Annotated in this window: 27 protein-coding genes, 1 tRNA gene and 1 pseudogene; 15 read left to right on the plus strand and 14 right to left on the minus strand. The window is 60.2% G+C overall.

From position 1 onward, the window contains the following. Positions 1 to 179 precede the first annotated feature (179 nt). The 3 genes and pseudogenes from DP106_RS13100 to DP106_RS13110 form a co-directional block, all read right to left on the minus strand. A pseudogene (locus DP106_RS13100) lies at positions 180 to 377 on the minus strand (energy-coupling factor ABC transporter permease); the annotation flags it as partial. A 117-nt stretch (positions 378 to 494) separates the two neighbouring features. Continuing rightward, positions 495 to 905, minus strand: a complete 411-nt coding sequence (locus DP106_RS13105; protein WP_120085999.1) for a CopG family ribbon-helix-helix protein — start codon at positions 903 to 905, stop codon at positions 495 to 497. A 206-nt stretch (positions 906 to 1111) separates the two neighbouring features. Continuing rightward, the gene (locus DP106_RS13110) at positions 1112 to 1540 is read right to left on the minus strand and encodes a CopG family ribbon-helix-helix protein (RefSeq protein WP_120086067.1); all 429 of its coding nucleotides are present in this window, start codon (positions 1538 to 1540) and stop codon (positions 1112 to 1114) included. A gap of 452 nt (positions 1541 to 1992) precedes the next feature. On the opposite strand from DP106_RS13110, the gene DP106_RS13115 reads away from it, so the two are divergent. Continuing rightward, positions 1993 to 2586: a nitrous oxide reductase accessory protein NosL gene (locus DP106_RS13115; protein WP_120086001.1), complete on the plus strand. Its 594-nt coding sequence runs from the start codon at positions 1993 to 1995 to the stop codon at positions 2584 to 2586. 260 nt (positions 2587 to 2846) lie between these two features. On the opposite strand, the gene gatA is transcribed toward DP106_RS13115, so the two are convergent. Both gatA and gatC read right to left on the minus strand, forming a co-directional pair. Continuing rightward, positions 2847 to 4145, minus strand: coding sequence for an Asp-tRNA(Asn)/Glu-tRNA(Gln) amidotransferase subunit GatA (gene gatA, locus DP106_RS13120; RefSeq protein WP_120086003.1), 1299 nt, complete (start codon positions 4143 to 4145; stop codon positions 2847 to 2849). Next, a complete protein-coding gene (gene gatC, locus DP106_RS13125; protein WP_120086004.1) occupies positions 4142 to 4420 on the minus strand; it encodes an Asp-tRNA(Asn)/Glu-tRNA(Gln) amidotransferase subunit GatC in 279 nt (92 codons plus the stop codon). Before gatC ends, gatA begins: the two co-directional genes overlap by 4 nt. Positions 4421 to 4730: 310 nt before the next feature. Between gatC and DP106_RS13130 the strand changes: the two genes are divergently transcribed. The 7 genes from DP106_RS13130 to DP106_RS13160 all read left to right on the plus strand — a co-directional run bounded on the left by DP106_RS13130 (position 4731) and on the right by DP106_RS13160 (position 8892). Further along, entirely contained in the window at positions 4731 to 5720 is a 990-nt protein-coding gene (locus DP106_RS13130; protein ID WP_120086006.1) for a transcription initiation factor IIB, read from the plus strand. A 52-nt stretch (positions 5721 to 5772) separates the two neighbouring features. Beyond that, positions 5773 to 6246 carry an NUDIX domain-containing protein gene (locus tag DP106_RS13135; protein WP_120086008.1) on the plus strand — a complete coding sequence of 158 codons (474 nt, stop codon included), beginning with the start codon at positions 5773 to 5775 and terminating at the stop codon, positions 6244 to 6246. A gap of 8 nt (positions 6247 to 6254) precedes the next feature. After that, positions 6255 to 6704: a gamma-glutamylcyclotransferase family protein gene (locus DP106_RS13140; protein WP_240625426.1), complete on the plus strand. Its 450-nt coding sequence runs from the start codon at positions 6255 to 6257 to the stop codon at positions 6702 to 6704. Between the two features lie 239 nt (positions 6705 to 6943). Further along, a complete protein-coding gene (gene ilvA / locus DP106_RS13145) occupies positions 6944 to 8155 on the plus strand; it encodes a threonine ammonia-lyase (protein ID WP_120086009.1) in 1212 nt (403 codons plus the stop codon). A 39-nt stretch (positions 8156 to 8194) separates the two neighbouring features. After that, positions 8195 to 8581, plus strand: a complete 387-nt coding sequence (locus tag DP106_RS13150; protein ID WP_120086011.1) for a Rid family detoxifying hydrolase — start codon at positions 8195 to 8197, stop codon at positions 8579 to 8581. Then, positions 8578 to 8784, plus strand: a complete 207-nt coding sequence (locus DP106_RS13155) for a hypothetical protein (RefSeq protein ID WP_120086013.1) — start codon at positions 8578 to 8580, stop codon at positions 8782 to 8784. Before DP106_RS13150 ends, DP106_RS13155 begins: the two co-directional genes overlap by 4 nt. A gap of 27 nt (positions 8785 to 8811) precedes the next feature. Continuing rightward, positions 8812 to 8892: transfer RNA gene (locus DP106_RS13160), tRNA-Ser, on the plus strand. Between the two features lie 291 nt (positions 8893 to 9183). Here the strand turns inward: DP106_RS13160 and ptsP are convergent. The 5 genes from ptsP to DP106_RS13185 form a co-directional block, all read right to left on the minus strand. After that, positions 9184 to 10869 carry a phosphoenolpyruvate--protein phosphotransferase gene (ptsP, locus tag DP106_RS13165; protein ID WP_120086015.1) on the minus strand — a complete coding sequence of 562 codons (1686 nt, stop codon included), beginning with the start codon at positions 10867 to 10869 and terminating at the stop codon, positions 9184 to 9186. After that, positions 10866 to 11150 carry an HPr family phosphocarrier protein gene (locus DP106_RS13170; protein ID WP_120086017.1) on the minus strand — a complete coding sequence of 95 codons (285 nt, stop codon included), beginning with the start codon at positions 11148 to 11150 and terminating at the stop codon, positions 10866 to 10868. The genes ptsP and DP106_RS13170 overlap by 4 nt, the downstream gene beginning before the upstream one ends. Positions 11151 to 11222: 72 nt before the next feature. Next, positions 11223 to 12581 (minus strand): phosphoglucosamine mutase, encoded by a 1359-nt coding sequence (glmM, locus tag DP106_RS13175; protein ID WP_120086019.1) that lies wholly within the window; start codon positions 12579 to 12581, stop codon positions 11223 to 11225. A gap of 82 nt (positions 12582 to 12663) precedes the next feature. Next, on the minus strand, positions 12664 to 13407 hold the full coding sequence (locus DP106_RS13180) for a DNA polymerase sliding clamp (protein ID WP_120086020.1): 744 nt from the start codon (positions 13405 to 13407) through the stop codon (positions 12664 to 12666). A gap of 466 nt (positions 13408 to 13873) precedes the next feature. Continuing rightward, positions 13874 to 15247: a phosphoglucomutase/phosphomannomutase family protein gene (locus DP106_RS13185; protein ID WP_120086022.1), complete on the minus strand. Its 1374-nt coding sequence runs from the start codon at positions 15245 to 15247 to the stop codon at positions 13874 to 13876. A gap of 216 nt (positions 15248 to 15463) precedes the next feature. Here DP106_RS13185 and DP106_RS13190 point away from each other — a divergent pair, with 216 nt between their 5' ends. After that, positions 15464 to 16138 (plus strand): nitroreductase family protein, encoded by a 675-nt coding sequence (locus DP106_RS13190; RefSeq protein WP_120086024.1) that lies wholly within the window; start codon positions 15464 to 15466, stop codon positions 16136 to 16138. A 454-nt stretch (positions 16139 to 16592) separates the two neighbouring features. Further along, complete coding sequence (locus DP106_RS13195; protein WP_120086026.1) at positions 16593 to 17180, plus strand: archaellin/type IV pilin N-terminal domain-containing protein; 588 nt, start codon at positions 16593 to 16595, stop codon at positions 17178 to 17180. Positions 17181 to 17314: 134 nt separating this feature from the next. Here the strand turns inward: DP106_RS13195 and infB are convergent, their stop codons facing one another. After that, positions 17315 to 19102 (minus strand): translation initiation factor IF-2, encoded by a 1788-nt coding sequence (gene infB / locus DP106_RS13200; RefSeq protein ID WP_120086027.1) that lies wholly within the window; start codon positions 19100 to 19102, stop codon positions 17315 to 17317. Positions 19103 to 19251: 149 nt separating this feature from the next. Here infB and DP106_RS13205 point away from each other — a divergent pair, with 149 nt between their 5' ends. Beyond that, positions 19252 to 19977 carry a universal stress protein gene (locus DP106_RS13205; RefSeq protein ID WP_120086029.1) on the plus strand — a complete coding sequence of 242 codons (726 nt, stop codon included), beginning with the start codon at positions 19252 to 19254 and terminating at the stop codon, positions 19975 to 19977. Here DP106_RS13205 and DP106_RS13210 read toward each other — a convergent pair. Then, a complete protein-coding gene (locus DP106_RS13210; protein ID WP_120086031.1) occupies positions 19974 to 21347 on the minus strand; it encodes an APC family permease in 1374 nt (457 codons plus the stop codon). The genes DP106_RS13205 and DP106_RS13210 overlap by 4 nt on opposite strands. Positions 21348 to 21500: 153 nt before the next feature. Between DP106_RS13210 and DP106_RS13215 the strand changes: the two genes are divergently transcribed. After that, positions 21501 to 21746 (plus strand): PRC-barrel domain-containing protein, encoded by a 246-nt coding sequence (locus DP106_RS13215; protein ID WP_120086033.1) that lies wholly within the window; start codon positions 21501 to 21503, stop codon positions 21744 to 21746. 4 nt (positions 21747 to 21750) lie between these two features. Next, positions 21751 to 22209, plus strand: a complete 459-nt coding sequence (locus tag DP106_RS13220) for an NOB1 family endonuclease (RefSeq protein ID WP_120086035.1) — start codon at positions 21751 to 21753, stop codon at positions 22207 to 22209. A gap of 19 nt (positions 22210 to 22228) precedes the next feature. Here the strand turns inward: DP106_RS13220 and DP106_RS13225 are convergent, their stop codons facing one another. Together DP106_RS13225 and DP106_RS13230 are read right to left on the minus strand one after the other, a co-directional pair. Next, positions 22229 to 22963, minus strand: coding sequence for a CPBP family intramembrane glutamic endopeptidase (locus DP106_RS13225; protein WP_120086036.1), 735 nt, complete (start codon positions 22961 to 22963; stop codon positions 22229 to 22231). A 49-nt stretch (positions 22964 to 23012) separates the two neighbouring features. Beyond that, positions 23013 to 24305: a glucose-6-phosphate isomerase gene (locus tag DP106_RS13230; RefSeq protein ID WP_120086038.1), complete on the minus strand. Its 1293-nt coding sequence runs from the start codon at positions 24303 to 24305 to the stop codon at positions 23013 to 23015. Positions 24306 to 24489: 184 nt separating this feature from the next. Here DP106_RS13230 and DP106_RS13235 point away from each other — a divergent pair, with 184 nt between their 5' ends. Together DP106_RS13235 and DP106_RS13240 are read left to right on the plus strand one after the other, a co-directional pair. After that, positions 24490 to 24771: a ribbon-helix-helix domain-containing protein gene (locus DP106_RS13235; RefSeq protein ID WP_120086040.1), complete on the plus strand. Its 282-nt coding sequence runs from the start codon at positions 24490 to 24492 to the stop codon at positions 24769 to 24771. Continuing rightward, a complete protein-coding gene (locus tag DP106_RS13240) occupies positions 24772 to 25035 on the plus strand; it encodes a type II toxin-antitoxin system RelE family toxin (protein ID WP_120086042.1) in 264 nt (87 codons plus the stop codon). It abuts the gene before it with no gap. Positions 25036 to 25079 lie beyond the last annotated feature (44 nt).

The raw sequence follows: 25079 nt of genomic DNA on the forward strand, positions 1-25079 counted from the left end.
TGGCGCGAGCAGTTCGCGCCACGGCCTCTTCTGGGAGGGCTGTTCGAAGTGACTGGGTGATTCGGTAGATACACCGATCCATGTCTCGTTGAAGCAGAAGGTGCAACAGACATCTGTCGTCTCAGAAATACCGTATTTTACCGTAATGTTACGGTAAGCTGCTTAGGCGATAACGGGTGGCCCCACACAGGGATATTTAGCTGGAAAACTGCGAAGCTCGCGGCCGCGCCGATGCCTGCGAGTGCTATCTGATGGGTCTCAATACCTCCCTTCCGAATTCGGTAAATGATGGTACTGATGAGTCCAAGCCCAAGTAGCGTCCAAACTATCACTGCCCACAGTGGAAACGACCCTTCGCCGAGGTGAATGTGTGCCATACGTGGTTGGCAATACTGGCTAATATTATAATAAACTTGCTGTACCAAAAGCTGAAAAATAATAATAAAAGCTATCTTTGCAATTTTGCTTGATACAAGAGGCTGTCAATACCCAAATCAATGTTGTTCAATTTCAGTGCTCACAACATCAATAGCTGTGGCTGTGTATTCAACTGAAATCGATTCATCTACACCCTGCACAGTGCCAATAAACTGCAAAACATCACTATATTCAGCCTCGATAACAAACGTCTCGACACAGCCCTCCCTGTCTTCAAGACAGATATGAGAATTTGATCTGATCGATGTTTCATATTCGTGACGTATATCCATCATTCTACCTTCGATATCCGGTTCGTTGTAGCCGAACATCGCCGCCACTGTCGCTAATACTAACCGATCTTCGTCATCAGAATGTTGATATTCCTCCAGTAGCGACTGGCAAGCCTCTCGGATGACCTCACTTCGTCCTGTGTAGCCATGTTCTTCTGCAAACGTGTCGAGATCGTCTCGAAGTCGCTCTGTCATCGAGGAGCTTACTATCGGCATATATTAAAATAAGACTCAAAGATAATAGATACAGTGGTTTATACAAACAGAATTAATATAAAATACTAAAATAGAATTAAATATTGTTTTAGCTATTTTTCGGGGATCGATTAAACAAACTGGCCTAAGTAAATAGCCGAGTAAAACAAACGTTATTTTCTAGTTAACTGAATTTTAAATTCAGATCAGTTTATATCCGCGAGTGGCCCAAAATCGTCTACCGGTAGCACTGAGTAGTCGATAGTAAGCGTATCTTTTGTTGCCCGTATCTTTCCGACAAAGGTCGAAATTTGTTCAAGCGACCCTTCTAGCACGAACAATTCCATGCAGTGATGTCCCCCAACGTGACTGTGAAAGTTAGACGCAACAATTTCTTCATGCTTGTGGCGGAGATGCATCATTTTTTCTTCGACGGTCGTTGTTTCGTAGTCGAAAAGTACGGTGATAACCCCCATTAGATCCCTGTCTTCTAGCCTTTCATCCTCAAACTCCCCCAGCAGATTGCGACCGGCTTCACGGAGGACTTCGCTTCGCCCGGTATAGCCGTGATCGTCGGCAAATTGGTCAATTCGATCAAGTAATTCTTCTGGCATTGAGATACTCACTACACTCATATATGAAATGAGTCGCAGCGAAATATTAAAAATTATTATATCGTTCATCTAGTGTAGGTTAGAGATACTTATTTGTTTTCTAAACAGTGCGACTATTGCTGTGCTGTGACGGGCAGTAACTCGTCCCATGGAGTTAGTTTTCCAGTCGAAGTCGGCGAACGAGTGTGTATAATGCCAGACAGCCACTACCTCATCGACATCAAAGGTGAGCACACAATCAGTTAATTCGATTGATATAATTCTCTCCTTGATCCCTGTGTCATGGAGGCTCATCTACCAATGGTTTATCAAATTCTGGGATAGCCAGCACGATCAGATATGTTGACCGGGTCGGGTGCATTCTATTTTTCATTTGTTAGATCCTTCTATCCTGTAGTTGATAAATAGCCGAATCACCGATACGGAGTACGCACTTTGCAAATGGTTTTTGTCGTTCATCGGCTATTCGGGCTATGAGAAACAGACGACAGTTTATTACTGCAGCAACAACGGTTAATTTACTCTCAATCGCTGGATGTGCTCAAAACGAAGGGGTTGGCAGACAGGCACCTGATCCAGTTGATTTGTCAGGGGAAAAGACAGACTTCCAAGGGGGTATGGTAATAGGTGATCATGGTGGCCCTAACGGACAGATCTTCTATGAAGAAACCGAGCCGAAACCGCGACAAGGTGCCGGTGTAGAGGGAAATTCACCTGATAACCTTGCGTGGTTTCATACGCTTGTTTACGGGTTGTTCCCCTACCACTTTGAGATGCGTAACAGCGGTGCCCAAGCAGCTGGTATTTATGTGACAGATTATTCAATAGTAGACTGGGAGCTATCGTCTGATACTATGATCATGCCTGCCCCAACAAGTCCAGAAACGTTCGCCGATGCAACGGAACTTATATATGTTGTCGATAGTGACGCGAGAGGAGGGATGGGTAGTGCTCTTCTCCCGTTTTCTAACAGTAACGATGCAGCGCGATTTATTAGCGAATACAATGGCCGTACGATTAATTACGATGAGATCGACAGAACGCTTATTTCCGGGATTAGGCGATGATAAAAATCATATGCTGAATTCAATTAAATATCTTACACTGACAAATTGATCACCAGCTATTCATCGATACAATGTGTGTATTTCTACTCAGTATGATTGTAGTTGACGTGCAAAAACACACACATAATTTCGAAAAACAGTACTACCCACAGTGAAAAGAGATCAAGACATGCGCTGAATATGCGCGTTACATCTTGCACGGATCAAGAAAAATAACAATTATCGTATGATGAAACTCGCCTTCCACAGCTACCGTCTCCTCAGTCTTCGACCGCACTCGCCGCCCGAATGATTGTCTCCTCGCCGAACTTCGGGCCGATGAGCTGGCAGCCGACCGGCAGGCCGTCCACGTCGCCGGCGGGCACCGAGATCGCCGGCAGATTGGCGAGATTGACGGGGACGGTGTTGGCGTCCATCAGATAGAGCTGGAGCGGATCGTCGAGGCTCTCGCCGAGTTTCGGCGGGACGACGGGCATCGTCGGCGACGCCAGCACGTCCACGTCCTCGAAGGCGGCGTCGAAGTCCTGTTTCACCCACGCTCGGGCGTCTTGGGCCTTCTTGTAGTACTTGTCGTGATAGCCCGCAGAAAGCGCGTAGGTGCCGAGCAGGATCCGGCGTTTGACCTCCGGGCCGAAGCCCGCCTCGCGGACGGCGGCGAACTGCTCGTTCCAGTTGCCCGCGCTGTCGGTGTCAGGGCCGTAGCGAACGCCGTCGAAGCGCGCAAGATTTGAGGAGGCCTCCGACATGGCGATCACGTAGTAGGCCTGCACCGCGTGCTCCAGCGACTCCAGCGAAACCTCGGTGATCTCCGCGCCCTGTGCTTCGAGGTCGTCCAACGAGGCCTCGAAGGTCTTGACCACGTCATCGTCCGCGCCGTCGATCAGATCGGTGATGACGCCGACTGTGAGGCCCTCAACGTCGCCGTCAGCGGCGGCCGCATAGTCGGAGTCGGCACCGCCGTCGTTGGTTGTCGCGTCGTTTGGGTCGGAACCGGAAATCACGTCGAGCAGCAGGGCGGCGTCCTCGACCGTATTCGCCAGCGGGCCGACCTGTTCGAGGCTGTTGGCGTAGGCGACGATCCCGTATCGGGAGACCAGCCCGTAGGTCGGTTTAATACCGACGACGCCACAGAAGGCGGCGGGGTTACGCACCGAGCCGCCGGTGTCGCTGCCGAGTGCGAGGTCGGCCTCGCCGCCGGCAACCGCTGCGGCTGAGCCACCTGAGGAGCCGCCGGGGACGCGACCCGGCGCGGCGGGGTTTTCGGTCGCGCCGAACGCCGAGGTTTCGGTGGTGCCGCCCATGGCAAACTCATCCATGTTGGCCTTGCCGACCATGGTTGCGCCAGCATCGAGTACGCGATCGACGACGGTCGCGTTGTACGGCGGGACGTAGTCGTCAAGCATGGCCGAACCGCAGGTTGTCCGGACGCCGTCGGTCGACATGTTATCCTTGATGGCGATCGTGCGGCCGGCCAGCGGGCCGTCGGAGTCGCCCTCGATTGTCGCCTCGGTGACGAAGGCGTTGTAGGCGTCTTCGGCGGCAGCCTGATCGCTGCTCATGAGACGCTCGGCCCCTTGAAGAAGCCATCCTCGGTTTCAGGGGCGTTCTGGAGGGCCTCGTCCTGCGACAGGCCGCCTTCGACCTCGTCGGCCCGCATCACGTTGACCAACTCGGGGTCGCTGTCGACCTCGGGCACCTCATCCAGTGCGTCGAAATACGAGAGGATGTCGGCGAACTGCTCGGTGAACTCGTCGCGCTCCGCGTCGGCGAGATCAACCCGTGCGAGGTCGGCAACATGTTGTACCTCGTCGGGATCAACGGACGAATCGCTCATATGCGTCCCGAATCACGGCCTGAGAGTAAGGGTTTCGTTTCCAACATCGACCGGCTGCCATCCTGCTTGATCCGCTTGGCAACGCACTTGATCGGCCCGCTATCGTTCCCAACGAAGCAACGGAGTACCGGGTGGCTACGCGCATCAATTCGTATTAGATTCATAATCATTCTTTACCCGGTTTCGTCCGGTAGTTTTCGGCATATATACTAATGAAATTATAGGGTATTATTAAGTTGTTTCAGCCCGTGTATACTGATGCACAAAACGGGTGTGATACCGCGATCTCTCACACCGTTTCATCCATATCATGAGCGACAACGTTCGTACGTTTACCGACGAGCACACCCGGAGCCATAACCGGTCTCCCCAGCAGACGGAGTCGACCGACACCGACGAGACGCTCCGCTGCCCGGAGTGCGACGGCCAACTGGCAACCGACACCGAGCACGGCGAAACAGTCTGTCGTGACTGCGGACTCGTCGTCGAGGAAGACGAGATCGACCACGGCCCCGAGTGGCGTGCCTTCGACAGCAACGAGAAGGATCAGAAATCCCGTGTCGGCGCGCCGACAACGAAGATGATGCACGACAAGGGGCTCTCAACCAACATCGGCTGGCAGGATAAAGACGCCTACGGCAAGTCGCTGTCCTCGCGGCAACGCCAGAAGATGCAGCGGCTCCGCACCTGGAACGAGCGGTTCCGCACCCGCGACAGCAAGGAACGCAACCTGAAACAAGCCCTCGGCGAGATTGACCGCATGGCAAGTGCGCTTGGCCTGCCGGATGCCGTTCGGGAAACCGCCTCGGTCATCTATCGTCGCGCTCTCGATGAGGATCTGTTGCCCGGTCGATCCATCGAGGGTGTTTCGACGGCGGCGCTCTATGCGGCGGCTCGACAGGCTGGCACCCCGCGTAGCCTTGATGAGCTCACGGCTGTCTCCAGAGTCGACAAAGACGAGATCGCCCGCACCTACCGATACGTCGCCCGCGAGCTCAACCTCGAAATCAAGCCGGCCGATCCTGAGCAGTACGTCCCGCGGTTCGCCTCGGATCTGACGCTCTCAGATGAGGCCGAGCGTCGGGCCCGTGAACTGTTGTCGACGGCGAAAGCACAGGGTGTCCACAGCGGTAAATCCCCGGTCGGTCTCGCTGCGGCGGCGATCTATGCCGCCTCGCTGCTGACCAACCAGAAGGTCACCCAAAATCAGGTCAGCGAGGTCGCCAACATCTCCGAGGTCACGATCCGCAATCGTTACCACGAACTGCTTGAGGCCGACGAACAGCAGTCTGTCGCCTGACGACCTTCGTTTCTTTCGCAACCGCAAAACCGTCGGCCCGCAAGCAACAGCCATGGAGACGACACGCCATTTCACCGCGACGGTCTACATCGTCAACGACGGCGCGACCGCACTGCATCGGCATGCTGGTCTGGAGATCCGTATCCCGCCCGGCGGCCACGTTGATCGCGACGAATGCCCCCACGAGGCGGGTCGCCGTGAAGTCCGCGAGGAAACCGGTCTTGATCCAACCCTCCACCGCGAAACCGCCGAACTGACCCCACCGGCTGGCGAGGTGTTGCCACAGCCGGCGCATATGCTGCTGTACGATATTAACACCCAGCCTGACGGGACGGTCGGCCACCAGCATATCGATCACATCTACTTTGCGGCCGTTGAGAGCCGTGAGATCGAACCTGAAGCGGGCGAAGCCCCCGCAGACCGCTGGGCGTGGTATACGCCGACAGCGCTCCACAACAGCGATCTCGATCCCGACACGATTGCTATCGGCTGTGAAGCCATCGAAACTATCGACAACACTGCGTAGCCGCCACAATGGTCGTGTTGGTCTTTGTCTACGGCACGCTCACCAACGATGAGCAGGTTGCGTCGCTGCTTGACAGCTATCGGTTTGTCGGTTCCGCTACCTGTATGGGCCTCCGTCGTCTCGATGGCCGATATCCGACGCTCGTCCCGGGTGACTCGGTCACCGGTCGACTGCTTGAAACCGATGAGATCGAGCGGCTCGATCTATACGAGGGCGTCGACCGCGGGCTCTACCACCGGGTATCGGTCTCACTTGCGCCGTCGCTCGCGGCGACGGTGTCGACATCGACGGCGAGCGTTTATATCGGCGATCCGGCCGCGCTTGGCCTCGGCTCACCTGATCAGTACTGGCCCGGCACCGCCGCGTTTCCATCGCGGATCGAACGCTGTCTCTCAGCGACTCACATTGAATTTGTCAATAAAAATAATAAGTTTGAACCGAGACCGACAGCTGTCTGACAGACATCAGCAGTCGCCGCCTGTGTGCGGTTTTCACTTTCACTACGCATGCCGGATCTTTATATACTTCCGGGCCAAACACTCAGTTGCGCGTCACACGCGTACATTCCCTATCCCGTTTTTATACTCGTGAGTGATAACGACACGCTGCCAGCGACGACAATCGATCCGGCTCCTTTCTTTGAACCGCTATCACTAACACCGAAACCGATTAGCGCACGTCCCCACCAACGAGAGATATGCTCTCGCTTGCGGCAATACGTGCGGCCCGCGATCGCATCGCCGATGTGGCCCGCGTGACGCCGGTTCGCTACTCACACACCTTCTCGGAGCGAACCGGCGCGTCGGTCTCTCTCAAGCTAGAAAACGTCCAGCGGACGGGCGCGTTCAAGATCCGGGGCGCGCTCAACCGGATTGCGACGCTCTCTGATGCCGAACAGGCCGCCGGCGTCGTCACCGCCAGCGCGGGCAATCACGCCCAAGGCGTCGCCCTGGCAGCGACCCGTGCTGGTGTCGATGTGACGATCGTCATGCCGGAACACGCGCCGATCTCGAAGGTCAAAGCAACGCGTGGATATGGTGCCCGTGTCGTCCTCGACGGTGCTGACTACGCCGAGGCTCAAGCCCGCGCCCACGAGATCGAACACGAGGCGGGCCGCACCTACGTTCACGCCTTCGACGACGAGATGGTAATGGCCGGCCAAGGGACGATCGGCCTCGAAATCCTCGAACAGCAGCCTGACGTCGAAACCGTTGTCGTCCCCATCGGCGGTGGCGGCCTCATTTCCGGGATCGCCACCGCGATCACGAGCCAGCAGCCGGACGTCCGCGTTATCGGCGTCCAAGCTGAGGGTGCCTCCAGCGTTATCGACTCCCTTGAGGCCGGTGAGATCAAATCCCGGGACAGCGTCGACACCGTCGCCGACGGGATCGCCACCCGCTCGGTTGGCGAGCAACCCTTCGAGATCATCCAAGAGCGTGTCGACGAGGTGGTGACTGTCTCCGACGAGGAGATTGCCCTTGCGCTGACGCTGCTGCTTGAACGGAGCAAAACCGTCGTCGAGGGCGCGGGTGCGGTCGCGCTGTCGGCGCTGCTTGAGGGTCGCTTTGCATATGAGGAAGACGAGGTAATCGTCCCCGCACTGTGTGGCGGCAACATCGATATGAACGTGTTGACAACGGTGATCCTGCGGGGGATGATCCAAATGGGGCGGTATCTGAAGATCCGCACCGTCCTCCCGGATCGCCCCGGCGCACTGGAGTCGTTGATCGAGATCATCGCCGACAAAGGTGCTAATATCTACGAGATCCACCACGAACGCACCTCCCGGGAGGTCGGCATGAGCGACACCTCCGTCGAACTCGAACTCGAAACCCACGGGCCTGACCATGCCGCCGATCTGCTGGCGACACTTCGTGATGCGGGCTACACCGTTGACGTACGGAAGTGAGGGGGCGGATTTATTCGCCTCGATCACCCACCCGAAGCCATGAAACGAACCATCAGCACCGACGACGCCCCCGAAGCCGTGGGTGCCTACAGCCAAGCGACGACCGACGGCTCGACGCTCTACACCGCTGGTCAGATCCCCCTCACGCCCGACGGCGACCTCCACGCCGACGCCGACATCGCCACCCAGACCGAACTCGCCCTCGACAACGTCATGGCGATCCTCGCGGCTGAGGATCTCGCCGCCGAGCATATCCTCAAAACGACGGTCTTTCTGGCCGATATCGACGACTTCGGCGCAATGAACGAGACATACGAGACGTACTTCGCTGCCGCCCCGCCGGCTCGCAGCGCGGTCGAGGCAGGCGCGCTCCCGAAGGGTGTCGGCGTCGAGATCGAGGCCGTGGCGACGTATCCGGAGGCGTGAGCCCACGTCGCACATCGAGCCTGTTGTGGGGGCTCGTCGGCGCGCTGTTGTTTCTTGTCCTCGCCGTGGGCTACCGTCTTGCCGGCGGTTCGCTGCCGATCGGCGTCGGCGGACTCGCCGGGCTCGGCCTTGCTGTCGGTGGCGTCGTCGCCGTTGCCGCGGCGATCATCGAACCACGGCTGGCCGGGAAGGGAAGGACTTAAAATCGCCACCGCGATAGGGACAGACGGGCCAGGATGGCCGAGTGGTAAGGCGCACGCCTGGAAAGCGTGTTCCCTTTGGGATCCGGGGTTCAAATCCCTGTCCTGGCGTTTCTGACGGGTCAGCACCCACCAGCGGCGCGTTTTATCGCGCCGTGACCACCGCTGATCCGGAAACGCTGACTGACAGGATTTGAGCAGCGAGCGACCGTAGGGAGTGAGTGAGTTCAAATCCCTGTCCTGGCGTTTCTGACGGGTCAGCACCCACCAGCGGCGCGTTTTATCGCGCCGTGACCACCGCTGATCCGGAATCGCCGACTGACAGGAGTTGAACACGGAACGAAGTGAGCGGAGCGGCTGCGTTCACATCCTTATGCTGGCATTTTTCGGACAACAACCGTTTTAGCTCTCGTCGAGCACGTCCAGTACCTCGGCCCGTGTCTCACAGGCCAGCGCGTCGGCAGCGAGGTCGTTGGCGGCGTCGGTCGCGGCTTGCTGTACCTGCTGTTTCACCGCCGGCACCGTCACCGCACTCATACTGAGTTCATCGAGGCCGAGGCCGACAAGTAACTCCGTGAGGTCGGGGTCGCCGGCCATCTCGCCGCACATGCCGACCCAGGCGTCGTTGCCGTCGGCCGCCGAGACCGTCCGGTCGATGGCGCGCAACACCGCCGGATACAGCGGGTCGTGGTAGTCGGCGACGGCGTCATTCTCGCGGTCGACGGCGATCACGTACTGTGTGAGGTCGTTGGTGCCGATACTGAGGAAGTCGAGTCGCGCAGCCAAGCTGTCGGCAAGAAACGCGGCCGCCGGCGTTTCGATCATCACGCCGAGTTCCGGCATCGCGTAGTCGACGCCCTCGCCGTCAAGCTCGGCGGCGACCGATTCGACGCGTTCGATGGCGGCTTCGACCTCCTCGATCTGTGTCGCCATCGGGAACATCACCGCGAGGTCGTCGCCATGCTCGCTGGCCGCCGCCCGCAGCAACGCACGCAACTGTGTCTCGAAGAGATCGCTGTGGGCTTCCAACGAGAGCCGAATCCCGCGTTGCCCAAGGAAGGGGTTTGTTTCCTCTGGAAGGTCGAGATACGACACGTCCTTGTCGCCGCCGATATCCAGCGTTCGAACGACGATCCGATCGTCCGGGAACGCTTCCAGCACGGTCGTGATCGCGTCGTACTGTTCGGCCTCATCGGGTGGCCGCTCACGATCCAAAAACAGAAATTCGCTACGAAAGAGGCCGATCCCGTCGGCACCGCGGGCGACGGCCGGATCGAGTTCCGCCCTGCCGCCGATGTTGGCGGCGACCTCGATCTGCTTCCCGTCATCGGTCGACACCGTCTCCTCGACGACCGGGGCGTCAACGCCGCCGGCGGCCGCCCGCTCGTCTTCGTCGGGATCGACAACCACGCTACCGCTCTCGCCGTCGACAAGCACGTCCGCGCCTGCTTCGATCTCGGTCAGCTCCTCGCCGACGCCGACGACCGCTGGGATCGCCAGCGAGCGGGCGATAATCGCGGCATGAGAGGTGCGCCCGCCGGTGACGGTGGCGATGCCGGCGACCGACTCGGGATCGAGCGTTGCGGTATCACTCGGGGTGAGGCGCTCGGCTAGCAGGATCGTGCCGGCTGGCAACGCCGAGAGATCGACGGTCTCGACGTCCAACAGTGTCCGGAGGAGTCGATTCCGGATATCACGCAGATCGCCGGCACGCTCGGCCATCCGGCCGTCCATCCCCTCGAACTGAGCGATCGCCTCCCCAAACCGATCGTCGACGGCGTGTTCGGCCGGTGTGCCCTCGCCGATCGCGCCTTCGATGTCGTCGACGAGTTGGGGATCATCGAGAAACTGGAGGTGGGCCTCGAAGACGGCGGCTTCGTCCTCGCCGACGCGCTCGGCGGCCTGCTGGCGGGCCTGTTCGATCTGCTGGCGGGCGGTCGCTTGGGCGTCCTCGAAGCGGGCCTGTTCGGCGTCGCTGTCGACCGCGCTTGGGTCGGGTTGCTCAGGCAGCGTCAGATCACCGGGTCGGTACCAGCGGGCGGTGCCGACACCGGATAGCGGTGTGCTCCCGATGCCGCTGCGCTTCATTCGCTGTCTTCCTCCTCGTCTTCGACCGGCGTTGTCAACAGCGCTTCGAGTTCGTCGAGCGCAGCCTCAGCGTCGTCGCCGTCGGCGGTGATCCGCACCGACTCGCCGTGTTCGATGCTCAGCCCGGTCACCGCGAGCATGCTGTTTGCACCCACGGCGTCGCCGCCGCCGGCCCGGCCGACTGTGATTTCACTATCGAATCGATTTGCCGCCTGGACAAGTTGTGAGGCCGGCCGTGCGTGCAATCCGGCGTCCGGAACCACCTCGACGATTCGTTCCATCATGCCCTGATTTAGCTGGTAGGCTCTTACAATGTTTGCCGCCGTGGTGACAGGTTTCCCGTCGGCGGGGTGTTATTCCACGGCCGCCCGCACCACGTCGGCGAGATCGGTCGCCAGTTCCTCGGCGCGGTCGGCGGTTGTCGCCTCGGCGACGATCCGGATCTTCGGCTCGGTGCCGCTGGGTCGCACCAATACCCACGAGTTGCCGTACTCGAGGCGGTAGCCGTCGAGCGTTGAGATCTCGGCGTCGGCGGCATGAACGTACTCCTCGGCGGCCGACAGCATCGTCCGGCGTTCGGCCTCGCTGCCGTAGGCGAGATTAACCCGTGTGCTGTGGTAGTCCTGATACGGGGCGACGACCTCGCTGGCCGGCGTGTCGGCGATCAGTTCGAGGAACTTCGCGCCGATATACGGGCCGTCACGGACGAGGCGGTGATTCGGGAAGAAGACGCCGCCGTTGCCCTCGCCGGCGATGGGAACGGTCTCACCGGCCGTCCACAGCTCCTTGATCCGGGTGATGATGTGTGTCGCGCCGATCGGTGTGAGCGCCAACTCGGCGTCGACGCGCTCACAGACATCGACCAACCGCTGGGAGACGTTGACCGCGGCGACGGTGTGGTCGCCGGCCGATAGCTCGCGTGCAGCTAGGGCAGCCAGTGAGGCGTCGCCGTCGATGAACCGACCCTGTTCGTCGAAAAACACCGAGCGGTCGGCATCGCCGTCGTGGGCGATCCCAACATCGGCGTCGGCGGCCTCGACGAGCCGACCGAGGTCATCGAGATTTTCCGGGACTGGCTCGGGCATCCGGCCGGGGAACCGCCCGTCGAGTTGGGCGTTGACGGTGACAACCTCACACCCTAATTCGCGGTAAAATTCCGGGCTGACTACACCGCCGGCACCGTGGCCGGGGTCGAGCGCGACTGTGAGGTCGGCGTCGGCGATGCGCTCGGTGTCGATGGCGTCGAGCAGCGACTGTTGATAGGTGGCGTTGGCGGTGTCGACCTCGCGGCTCTCGCCGACGAGCTCCCACGGCACAAGATCAAACTCCTCGCCGAGGGCGTGGGCTTCGATCCGTTCTAAGCGGTCGATCGAGAGCTCGATCCCGTCGGCACCGATGAGCTTGATGCCGTTGTACTCCGGCGGATTGTGCGAGGCCGTCAGCATCACCCCCGGGATCGCTTCCTGTTCGCAGTACCGCCCGATCGCCGGCGTTGGCGTTAGCCCGAGGCGGTCGACATCGAGGCCGACACCGGCCAGCCCCGAGGCGGTGGCATCGGCGAACATCTGTCCGGTCAGGCGGGTGTCGGTGGCGACGGCGGCGCGGTCGGCCTCCCAGACCGTCCCGGCGGCTTGGGCAACCTGCAGCACGAACTCGGGGGTGAGTTCGGTGCCGGCGATCCCGCGGGCTCCACTGGAGCCGAACACTTCCATACCTACGCCTCAAGCGGGCGGGTAAAATCGGTTGCGGCCTGCCGCTGTCAGCCTGCCACGCCAGCCGGTGCGTCTACACTCGTCAGTCGCTTTGGATCCGCGGGGCGAGCATGTAGGTAACTTGGCCGAGGGCTTCGGCAAACTCATAGTGGAGTTTGACGGGGAACTCCTCGCCGAGCTCGGTCGTGACCTCGGCTGCCTTCGGGATCGCCTTGTTCATATCCTTCAGATAGTCGAGTGAGAACAGGGAGTCGGCCGCGCCGGCGGTGAGATCGATCAGATCGTCGCTGTCGAGTTTGAGATCCACGTCGTCGGTGTCGCCCTCGGCTTCGATATAAAACGCTTCATCGTCGGGATCGACGCGAAGCGCGATGTGGTCGCTGACCATATCGGCGGCGGTGATCCCGCGGCTGAGTTGGCTGCCCTCCAAGACGATCTCCGCCGAGAGATCGAGATCCGGGATGTCGGGTTCCTGACGGATCGAATCGGGGTCGATCAGCGCAAGGGTATACGAGAGGCCGTCGATCTGGATGTGGAGCTTGCGGGTTTCTTCGTCGAGTTCGAGATGAATGAGGTCGCCGCTGTTTGCCATCCCGGCGATATCTTCGAGTCGACCGAGGTTGACGCCGATGACGCCGCCGTCGGCCTCGTAGGACTCAAAGGCGGCTGCCGCCAGCGAGAGGTCGACCATCCCGACGTTGGCAGGGTCGACGGCGCGGATGGCGAACTCCGCTTCGTTCAGCCGGATCTTACACTCGTCAACCAACACGCTCACCGAGTCAAGCGCGTCCTTGAGCGTGTCAGCACTCACGATGGCCTTGAACATGCTGCGGGGTACGAAAGCCCGGATAAAAAGACACCCGGTTTACACACCGTTTCGCCGACATCAGGCTGTTTGTAGGTTCTATGGCAAATTACATCAATGAGGAGTGTCTACTAGTAGACGGAGACACCAAGTCTCCATGGTATACAGGCCAGTGGAACATCCGAGAGGATGATAGAATCAGCGGCCTGAACCCCAAAAAAAGGAGACCAGTCGACAGCGAGTCACTCGCCGTCGACAGCCGACGTAACAGCGATCATCAGCACGACGGTTCCGACCGGCCTACCAAACAGGACGAGAACTGTCCCGCAGATGATCGCTGCAATTTGCGGTTTTTCGGAGATGCTACTCACCTCCCAGGTCAGCTTGTTTTGTGACGCGACCCAACGTCATTATTTTGCAGCGAAGCGTCAATAAAAAGACACCCGGTTTACACACCGGGCCACCGCAGTCGGCAGGCGGTGAAAACCTACACTAACGGTTCGACGAGGTCGACGCCCTCGCCTAAGAGCGTCTGGAGTCGTTCGTCGCTGCCAGCCTCGCCGTAGACCCGCAGCTTCGGCTCGGTTCCGCTCGGCCGGATCAGCAGCCACGAGCCGTCCTCAAGGAGGAGTTTGAAGCCGTCGAGGGTGACGGTGTTGGCAACGGCTGAGCCGGCGACCGACTCGGGGATGTGGTCTTCGAGGTCGTTGAGGACGCGTTCCTTCTCGCTGTCGGGGCAGTCGACACTGACCTTGCTGGCGTGAATCTCGCCGTGTTCGTCGAGCAGGGCGTCGACGCGGTCGTCAAGCGGTTTGGCGGCGGTGACCGCGCCGGCCAGCAGCGCCATCAGGACGCCGTCTTTCTCGCGGATGTGGCCGCGGATCGAGAAGCCGCCCGACTCCTCGCCGCCGATCAGCGCGTCTGAGTCACCCATCGCTTTGCCGACCCATTTGAATCCGACCGGTACCTCGACGACCTCCTCGCCGTTGGCCTCGGCGACACGATCGATGAGGAAGGTCGTCGACACCGAGCGGACGGCGGGGCCGGAATCCGATTCGAGGAGGTAGTCGTAGACCGCGGCGAAAAACAGATTCTCGTCGAGATAGCCACGCTCAGGGGTGGTGATCGCGATGCGGTCGGCGTCGCCGTCGTTGGCGATCCCAAGATCGGCGTCGTGCTCCTCGACCGCCTCGGCCAGCGACCGGAGGTTCTCGGGGCTGGGTTCGGGTTCATCGCCGCCGAAGTCGGGATCCTGGGTGCAGCGGCGGGTGATGACCTCCGCGCCCGCCGACTCAAGGAGGGCGTCGGTGACGCCGCGGCCGCTGCCGTGGAGGGCGTCGTAGACGATGGTGAGATCCGAGAGATCCGCGCCGACGAGATCGCTCGCGTGGTCGGCGTGGTCAGCGATAGGGTCGATCTCGGTGATCTCGCCGTGTTCCGCCTCAGGGAGGAGGTCGGGTTCGGCGAGGTTGTCGACGATCCTCTCGGTGCGTTCGGGGAGGGCGGGTGCGCCGTCTTCGGGAATGAACTTGACGCCGTTGTACTCCGGTGGATTGTGCGAGGCCGTGACCATCAGCGCACACGAGAGCCCGCGGTTGACGATCGCGTAGGCGATCACCGGTGTCGGGCAGTCGCGTTCCGGCAGCAGCACGTCGAAACCGTGGCCAGCTATGATCTCAGCGAGGCTCTCGGCAAAGCCCGGCGAGGTTTCGCGGGCATCGTAGCCGATGATGACGGGATCGGTGTACCCCTCCTCCTCAAGATAGGTTGCGACCGCTTCGCCAACGATCCGGACACGGTCGTCGGTGAAGACATCGAGGGTAGCACGCCACCCATCAGTGCCGAAGGCAATCTTGTCCATACCATAGCTGCTGTGTGGATCGTCAAAAAGATAGGAGGTCACCAGCGTCCAACCACCGGCTGTATCGACATAGGTTCAACCGATCAGTGTGCGACGACAGCAGTGATCAGTGTGCGACGACAGCAGTGACCGGTGGTGTTGTGCATTCGCCCGTCGACAACACACCGATATCGCCGTGAGCACTGTCGTTTTCCCTGTCCACCCCCTTCTGCTGGTGTGGACTTCACAGATACTGTTTCGACCCGGCGATCAGTGCACGAATACAGTGATGAGTCGATCGAACAGCCAACACTCGATGCCATCTTCGAAGCGACAACGCTTGCGCCCTCCGGATACAACCTCCAGCCGTGGGAGTTCCTCGCGTTGCGCGATACTGAAACGAAAGAACGACTCAAAGCCGTTGCGAACGGCCAAGACCACGTTGTTGACGCTGACACAGCCGTTGTGGTACTCGGCAACACCGACCCGATGGCACATGCTGAGGCCGTTTTCGACGACTGGCTTGCGAAGGACTACATCCCGAATGCGGACGTACGAGACGCGCTGTTAGACAATGTCGAAGCGATGGCTGGGATGTCTGCACCTGACCGTCAGACATGGACAACCCGGTCAACCTCGTTGGCGGCGATGACGCTCATGTATGCGGCGTGGACACACGGTGTTGCCAGCTGTCCGATGGAAGGATTCGACGCCGATGCCCTCGTTGAGGAGTTTGATATCCCTGACGGCTACGAGCCGGTCATGCTCATCACCCTCGGCTATCCCGCTGAGCCGACGGCTGACATCGATAACGAACGGAAGGGACGCCGCCCGATCGATGCGGTCGTCCACTACGAGACGTTCGACCCGAGTGCGGAGACAACGCTCGAAACACCGGATCTCGACTCCTAAACACTGATCTCGTCCGGCGTCAGTAGCCGCTTTTCTTGTCGATCGAATGCGACGATGCTGGCGGCAATACTCTCACGGTCTTTGGTTGTCAGTTGTTCGATCAGGGTGACTCCTGTCCCACAGAAAATACCACCCCGGAGCTCGAACGGGAAGCGTTGGGTAACTTCCCCTACCTGTTCCGGGTAGTAGTCACACAGTCACCTTCAGTCACGAAAGGCGACTACCAACAGATTACGATGAGAGGCTGAAATAACCATCGACGAGATATTAAAAAAGATAACTACAGAAAACCGGCAATAGCATCACAATATACTTCGGTGCTGCCTGCTGAATCGATGCTTCCTATTATTCTACTATAATTATCTTGTTTGAAAATCGCTGCCACAATTTTATATTCGTCTTCGGAGTTCGTCCCGATATCGCCGACCCTGTTCCGGGTGGGCGACGTCACACTATGTTCAACGCAGCGAACCGAGGTCAGGTGGGGATCGGCACGCTCATCGTGTTCATCGCGATGGTGTTAGTCGCGGCGATCGCCGCGGGCGTGTTGATCAACACGGCCGGCCTCCTCCAATCACAGGCACAGCAAACCGGTGAAGAAACGACGGCCGAGGTCAGCGATGTCGTTCAGGTCGGTGAGGTAATCGGGCTTGAGACAAACGCAAACAACACGATCGATACGCTCAATGCGAGCGTTCGACTCGCCGCCGGCTCCGACCCGATCAACCTCAGCAAGGTGTCGTACACCATCGAAACCGACGGCGAAGCGACCGTGGTCAACGGTGCAAATACGAGTGCCGGCACCGCCAGCGATGGGATCGAATTGTATCCAAAACAGGGGCTCGAAGACGGCACCGATATCATATCCGACCAAAACGATCTCATGGTGGTCGAGTTTTCCTTGACGGATATCAGTGGTGTGTCGCCACTCAACGAGTCAGAATCGATCACCTTCATCTCGCAAGCCCCGGCGGGTGGAAGCACCTACAAGCAGCTACAGGCCCCCCGCCGAATCGAGAACAACAGCGCGTACATCCTCTAAGCTGCCGGCTGGCTTCAACGACCCCTTTTGAGCATCCGCCTCATCGCAGTCTGACATACTCAGTCGTCACCCCCACAACCACTCTCCCATCTCTACAGAGGCGGGTTGTGCTACCGCTTTCTGTGTTTGATACGTTATTTGCCCCAGAACGGATCGCGCTTTCGTCGCTTGTTCAGATACCCTGACAACGCCTCCAGCTCGTCGGCCGGGATCTCGTCGTTGAGCTCCTGTTCGAGGATCTTGGCGTGTTTCTCGGGGAGTTCGATCCAGAGCTCGTCGCCCTCCTCGATCTGGCGGCCAACGGTCGGCCCGTCGATGGCGACGCTGACGCGCTCGCCGGCGCGGGCTTCCTCAACGTCGTCACCCTGTGCTTGAATCCCCGACAGCTCGCCGACCCGATCCGGCTCGTTGTTGTCGAATTTGGCGACGTTCGTGTTGTTGTTGATCGTCCCCGACATGATCTCAACGCCGACGACCGCGGGGTCGGACTGCCGGAAGGTGTGATCGTCGAGGATCTGAAACCGGGCGGGGCGGACGATCTTATCGAGGATCGTCTCCTGTTGGGCCCGCTGCATCTCCGCGACGTGTTCCTCGTAGTCCTCGACGAGCTGGTAGATCACGTCGTCGGCGAACAGCGTCACCTCGCTTTGTTCGAGTTCGCGCTCGGCATCCGGTAGCACCTCAACGTTGAACCCGAGAATCACCGTATGCTCGGGCTCTCTGGCTGTGCCGGCGACCGCGATATCCCGTGGGGCCACGTCGCCGACCTCCGCCCGGAGGATCGGCACCTCGGCCTCCTGTAAGGCGTTGGCCATCGCTTCGAGACTGCCGAGGGTGTCGGCTTTGACGACGACGCCCTCCTCTTCGGTGTCGACCTCGATCTCAGCGAGTTCGGCTTCGACTTCCGCGATCACATCGTCAACATCGCGGTCGCGGACGACCCGAACCGGCGCGCCAGCCATCGCCTCATCCAGATCGGGGGCGGCGATCTTGACACCCGCGGCGGCGGCGACGGCGTCGACGCGTTCGAAGCGGTTTTCGACCCGGATCTCGGCGTTGGGCTGCGGCTGGAGCAACGCCCGGATCTCGGTGACGATCGGGTCGTTGACCCCACCAACGACGATCTGGTCGCCCTCGTTGATCGTCCCGTCGTAGACAACGACATCCAGCGTCGCGCCGAACCCCTGTTGATCTTTGACCTCCAAGACTGTCCCCTCGCCGGGGCCGGCCACATCGATCTCCATCTCGGCTTTCATAAACCGCTGGGAGAGGCCCATCAACACCGCGAGGATGTCGGGGACGCCCTCGCCGGTCAGCGCGGAACAGGGGACGACGCCGATGTTTTTCTGGAAGTTCTGGACCCGCCAGTAGAGATCCGCCGAAAAGCCATCGTCCGACAGCTGGCCGATAATCTCATAGAGGTTTTCGTCGAGTCGCTGCCGGGCGGTATCGCTTTGGGCGTCGTAACTTGGCTTGATCGGGGCGTTCTCGTTTGGATTCCAACCTGGTGTCGTGTCGGCTTTGTTGGCGGCGACGACAAAGGGCGTGCCGGTGCGCTGGAGGATGTCGAGAGCTTCCTCAGTTTGTGGCTGGAAGCCATCGTTGACGTCGACAACGAGGATCGCGAGATCGGCGAGCGCGCCGCCTCGTGAGCGCAGCGTTGAAAACGAGTGGTGGCCGGGCGTATCGATAAACAGCAGCCCCGGCAGGTCGAAGTCCTCGACTGTGACAAGATCGCCAGCCATGTCGGCGATCGTTTCGAGTGGAACGGCCGTCGCGCCGATATGCTGGGTGATCGCGCCGGCCTCGCCCTCGCTGACCGCTGAGCCGCGGATCTTATCCAGCAGGCTGGTTTTGCCGTGATCGACGTGGCCGAGGACAGCAACGATCGGGGTTCGCAGTGAGGTATCGTGATCTGACATGCAGAGAACTCCGGCAACCGCGTTACCGGTGGAAACAGGCCATCGGAGTTAAGCCTTTCAAATTTCCTTGTCGCCACTGCTGGCGTCTCCCCGTGCGGTCGTCCTGCCTGTTCCACAGCTATATTCACCTGCGTCGGTAACCTGCGGGTATGACAGACACCATCCTCATTCCGTTCGAACTCCCGGATCACAAGGCATTATCGCCGGTGTTAGTCAACGATCTTGCATCGTTGGATGTCGTTGTGCTCGGCCATTTTGCGGTTCCCGAACAGACACCGGTTGAAGCCGCCCGCGAGCAGTTCGAAGCCGAGGCCCAGACAACACTGGACGAGATCGCCGACCAGTTCCGCGACGTGGGGGCGACAGCTCGAACCCGACTTGTCTTTGGGAAACAACGGGCCGCGACCATCGACCGGGTGATGATCGAAGAAGACTGCACAGCGGAGCTCAATCCCGCTTCAACCGACGGGATTGACCGTATTCTGGTTCCGATTCCAGCGGCCGACAACGTCGATCGTCTTCCGAGGTTTGTCGATATCCTGTGTGAGGATTCAACTCGTGAGATCACCCTGTTTCACGTCGCCGAGGGCGAGGAATCACGCGACCACGCCGAGGAAATCGTCACCGAAACCCGCGAGGAAATGCTTGAGGCTGGCTTCGATGCCGACGCCGTTGATACACTCGTAGTCGAGGGCGATAGTCACGACAGCGAGATCCTCACTGTCGCCGCCGACTACGACGCGGTCGTCATGTACGAGGCCCAGTCAGGGCTCAGCGACCACATCTTCGGTAGCCTGCCGGATCGCATCGGCGACGAAACCGGCGACCCCGTGATCGTTGTTCGACGCGATTACGATCCGTCGGCGACCGATTAATCGCTCTCCGGTTCGGGTGTCTCCTTTCGACGTCGTCGCTGGAGGTACTGACTGGCTGCTCCGACGCGGTCGGTTCGCGAGCGGCCGTACAACAGGTAGATGACCGCTCCACCGATGATGATCCCGCCGGCCCCGAGCAGCGGCACCAGCCCCATCTGTGTCAACAGGGCCATACACCCGAGAAAGCCAAACACCTGCACATACGGGTACCCTGGCGCGGTAAACGCCGGCTCATAGCTTGTCGGATTCCCGACCCGAAACGCGATCAGCGCGAGGTTCAAAAACGAAAAGACGAGAATCTGAAACGCGCTGGCGAGCTTTGCCAACTCGATCACCGGCACGAAGGCGATCAACAGCAACAGGACGGCCCCGGTCAGCAACACCGCATTCCGCGGGGTTTTGAACCGCCGATCGATCCGTCTGAGAATCGGTGGCAACAGCTGATCTCGGCTCATCGCCAGCGGAAACCGCGAGGATGAAAGCACGCCGGCGTTTGCCATACTGGTCAGCGCGACGACCGCGATCACCGAGATAACGACGACCCCGGCCCCACCGAACAGCATCGCCGCCCCGTCTGCCATCGGTGTCAGCGATGCGGTTCCATCCGGGCCACCCGTTTTCAACACCGACGGATCGGCGAGTCCGACCACCGCACCGACGACGCCGATATAGATAACGGCCATAATCCCCAGTGAGCCAAGCATCGCCCGCGGGAGATTTTTGCCGGGCTCTTTGACCTCCTCTGCCACACTGGCGATCTTGGTCACGCCGGCATAGGAGACAAACACGAAGGCCGCGGCGGTCACGATCCCGGTGTTGCCGTCTGTTCGAAGCGGCGTAAACCGGCTCGTCTCGGCAAACAGCCCCGCGTTGATCGTGAAGGCGGTGATACCAACGATGACCAGGCTGACGATGATCGCCTGCACCTGCCCGCTGAGCTTCGTGCCCGAGATGTTGAGCACGACGACCAACGTCCCGAGAGCGAGGGCGACGATAACGATCTGGCCCTGTGAGATCGGCACAAGCAACAGCAGATACGCGCCGAGGCCGACAAGGGCAAAGGAGCTTTTGAATATCAGCGAGAACCACGCGCCGATGCCGGCGATCGTTCCGAACAACGGCCCCATAGCGCGATCAATGTAGAGATACGTTCCGCCGGACTCCGGCATCGCGGTCGCCATCTCGGCTTTCGACAGTGCGGCGGGCAAGACGATAATCGCCGCAAGGAGATACGCCACCACTACCGCGGGGCCGGCTTTTTTGTAGCCAAGGGCTGGAAGGACGAAGATCCCACTGCCGATCATCGCACCCATGCTGATCATCATCGTCGAGTACAGCCCAAGACTTCGTTCGAGATCGCCTGACCCCATTTCATACTACTGCGGCAGCAACACCCAAAAGCCTCCCCCCGAATCATCGGGTATCAACACGTTTCGGCGATCAGACTGTGCGCCGCCCCTCATCGCTGACGGCTGTCGGACGCGCCCGTGGCGTTTATATGAGTCCGCCCGCCTACCTCAGGCATGGTTGACATACTCGCGGAAAACCTCTCGGGCAAAGCCGTGATGGGCGCCGACGGGACGGAACTCGGCGACCTCTACAACATTACAATGGATCTCAAAACCGGTCGGCTCCACGACCTGCTTGTCACCCCCAACGAGGGGATCTCGGCGGCGGCCGCCGATTTCCCGGCCAACGAGGACGGCCGCCTCGAAATCCCAGCCGGTGCCGTTGATGCGGTCAAAGACTACATCGTTGTTTCTCGGTAACTATATGCAGATTCTCGACACGTCGGCATTTATCAACGAGTATCACACCGATGAGGACACCGCCTCGGTTCCACAAGTCCACGAGGAGTTGGAGGGCGAACACGCCTTCCGTTTCGACGCCGAGGAAGGCGCGGGGATGCACATTCACATCCCCTCCGAGGAGACGGTTGCAAAGATCAACCGCGCGGCAACCGAAACCGGCGATGCCGACGAACTCAGCGACACCGATATGGTGCTTATCGCCGCCGCCTTCGAACTTGACGGGACATTAGTCACCGACGATTACGCGATGCAGAACGTCGCCGATCGGCTCAACGTCGCCGTCAACGTGATCGCCCAGGAGGGGATCACCGAACAGCGGGAGTGGCAGTTCCAGTGTCAGGGCTGTGGCCGCACCTACGACGACAATCTCGATCGCTGTCGGATCTGCGGCAGCGACCTTGCCCGCAAAAACCCGAGTTAAGCTGTCGGTATCGCCTGTCTCAGACAACGCCAACCTCGCCCAGATAGAGCCACGCAAAGATGACGGCGTTGTTGACGCCGTGGATGACCGCCGGCACGACGATATTGTCGGTGCGCTCATAGAGATAGCCCAACAGCACGCCGAGCAGCGTTGCGGTGACAATGTAGGCAGCGATCCCGGCGGCACCGCCGGAGACAGAGGCGTGACTCAGCCCAAAGAGTACCGTTGCCGCAAGAATTGACGGCCAGACCCCCCACGTTTCCCGCAGCCGTCCCTGGACAACACCGCGAAACAGCAGTTCCTCGGCTGGCCCAACAACAAGTAGCGAAAAGACAACCATCGTCAGCAGGTAGGCTGGCTCACCGGCACCGACAGTCACGGCGGCGTTGTCGCCGAGGCTCACGTCAACGGCGGCGAACAGTCGGGTGATCCCGTTGTTCGCACCGACGAGGACGACGATCCCGGCGACGATGAGGCCGAGCCCCCGGCGGCTAGGCGTCGCCCACGGGATCAACGGGTCGTCTCTGACAGCAAGGGCGTACCAGCCGGCAACCACCAGAAAGCCGGCGTACTGAAGCGCGAACTGCGAAAGATACTCCTCGGTGCTGCCGGGGGTGACGATCCCGGCGTCGATCAGTGGTGGGTTCACCGCGGCGAGCACGACGCTGGCAAACAGATACGCCCCAAAGACGATCAGGAGCGTTTCGCCGAGGGCCTTCGCCCGCGGCTCCCAGCCGACGGTATCGGTCGCCATTATCGGTTGGCTACGCCGCCGCCCCTGTTATGGACACCGATTTGGGTGCTCACTCGATCTCGAAGGTGCGCTTGTCAGCGACCGCCTCGGCTTCCGCGAAGTCGCCACCGCCGAGCAGCCCGCGGGCGGCCTTCTTCCCCCATTCGACAGCGGGTTGGGTGAACGTTGACAGCCCGGCGAGTTCGCCGTAGATCACGGTTGCGGCCTCCATCGCGTACAACAACTCGCCGATATTCTCGGCGTCGACGGTGTCGATCTCGATGCGGACGTTGGGCCGCCCCTCGGCGGCGAGGCTGGCTTCGGTCGCCTCGAACTCCGCATCCAGTAGGTCGCCAAGCCCGGAGCCGCCGAGATAGAATAATCCTTCGAGATCGGTTTCGGGGATGTCGATGTCCTCGCGTTCGCGCGGTCGGACGAGCGTCACAAGCTTATCGCGGGGGCCGGCCCGATAGAGCTGGAGTTGGGAGTGTTGGTCGGTCGCGCCGAGTGCGCGGGCCGGCGTCTGGCCGACCTGTTCTTTCCCCAAGCTCTCGGCCCACAGTTGGGCGAACCACTCGGCGAAGTATTCCAGTGATTCCGCATACGGCATCATCGCGTTGGTCAGCGCGCCACGCTCGGCGAGGCCGTAACAGACCGCGCCGTAGGCGTAGGCCGGCGACTCATACAGCGACCCCGAAAGGTCGTTCATCGCGGTTTGGGCACCGGCGACGACGCCCTCGATATCGAGGCCCTGCAGCGCGGCACAGGCCAGCCCAACCGTCGAGATGGCCGAAAAGCGACCCGGCACGCCTTCCGGGACGTTCAGCGACTGGAGATCGTGTGTATCGGCGAGATCTCGGAGATTGCCGTCGTCGCCAGTCGTGACAAAGGTTTGTTCGGTCCAGTCGACGCCGGCATCGGCCATCGCTTCGCGGACGACAAGAAAGTTCGAGAGCGTTTCAGCGGTCGTCCCCGACCGCGAAACGACGTTGACGACGGTGTCGTCGAGCGGCAGCGAATCGAGGAGTTCGGCGGTGTCCTCGGGGTCGACGTTGTCAAGGAAGTGCGCCTCAACGTCGGTCTGATCCGCGAGGGCAGCGGAGATGGTCGCCGCACCGAGCGCGCTACCGCCGATGCCGACCGTCAGCACGGCCTCGGGGGTGCCGAACGGCTCAACCGCCGCGCGGATTGCGTCGGTGTCGACCGTCTTGGGGAGGTTGAGCGCGGCGTAGCCGTGTTCGTTGTCCGCGCGGCCCTGCTCGATGCGCTCATGAGCGATCCCGACTCGCTCATCGAGGTGATCAAGGGTGTCTTCGGTGAGACCGGGACTGCCGCCGAGTGCATTACCGATATCCAGATACATACCTGTGGTCGCGTCCGGTGGCGGTAAAGTCGTTGTTGTGACTATTTTTGTGTGAAGCCGCACCGAAGTGGGAGTATCCGATGGCTCGATCCGCACCGCGGACAGCCCGACACAATCGACCCAACCCGGTCGGGGCAGCGATTGGGAGCAAAGTGTTTTGTGTGCGACACGCGTCTCACAAAGTATGAGCACCGACACCGATCGCTCCGAGAACGAGGCCGAAACGACCAAAATCGATGTGCGCGTGCCGACTGAGTTGGTTGAGCAGATCGACGATGAGTACCACCAACGCGGCTACACCTCTCGCTCGGAGGCGATCCGTGATGCGTTGCGGGCATGGGTCGATCCACCAGTTCGGCTCTCCGACGAGGCGTTGGATGATCTTGCCACCAGTCGTAAGCAGCGTGAGGAGGGCGACACGGTTCCGCTCGACGACGTGATGGAGAAATACGGGGTCGAGAAGTAGATGCCCACGGTCGAGATCACGCCACAGGCCGACGACCAGCTCGCTGATCTCGACACCGAACCACGCGAACGAATCCTGCAGAAGCTCGCCGAAGCCGAGGACTGGCCTGACCACCGGCTCAAATCGCTATCGAACTATCCGTACTACACACTCCGCGCTGGCGATTACCGAGCGATCATTACGTGGGATCGAAACGGAGATCGGCTGATCGTCGAAGCGGTCGGCCATCGTCGCTACGTCTACGATCGGCACCTTCCACCGTGACAGCGGCAGGTGGATCGCCGGCGACACCAATCTCTTTGCCCACT

It is taken from the genome of Halonotius pteroides, from assembly GCF_003605635.1.
Classification (GTDB): Archaea; Halobacteriota; Halobacteria; order Halobacteriales; family Haloferacaceae; genus Halonotius; species Halonotius pteroides.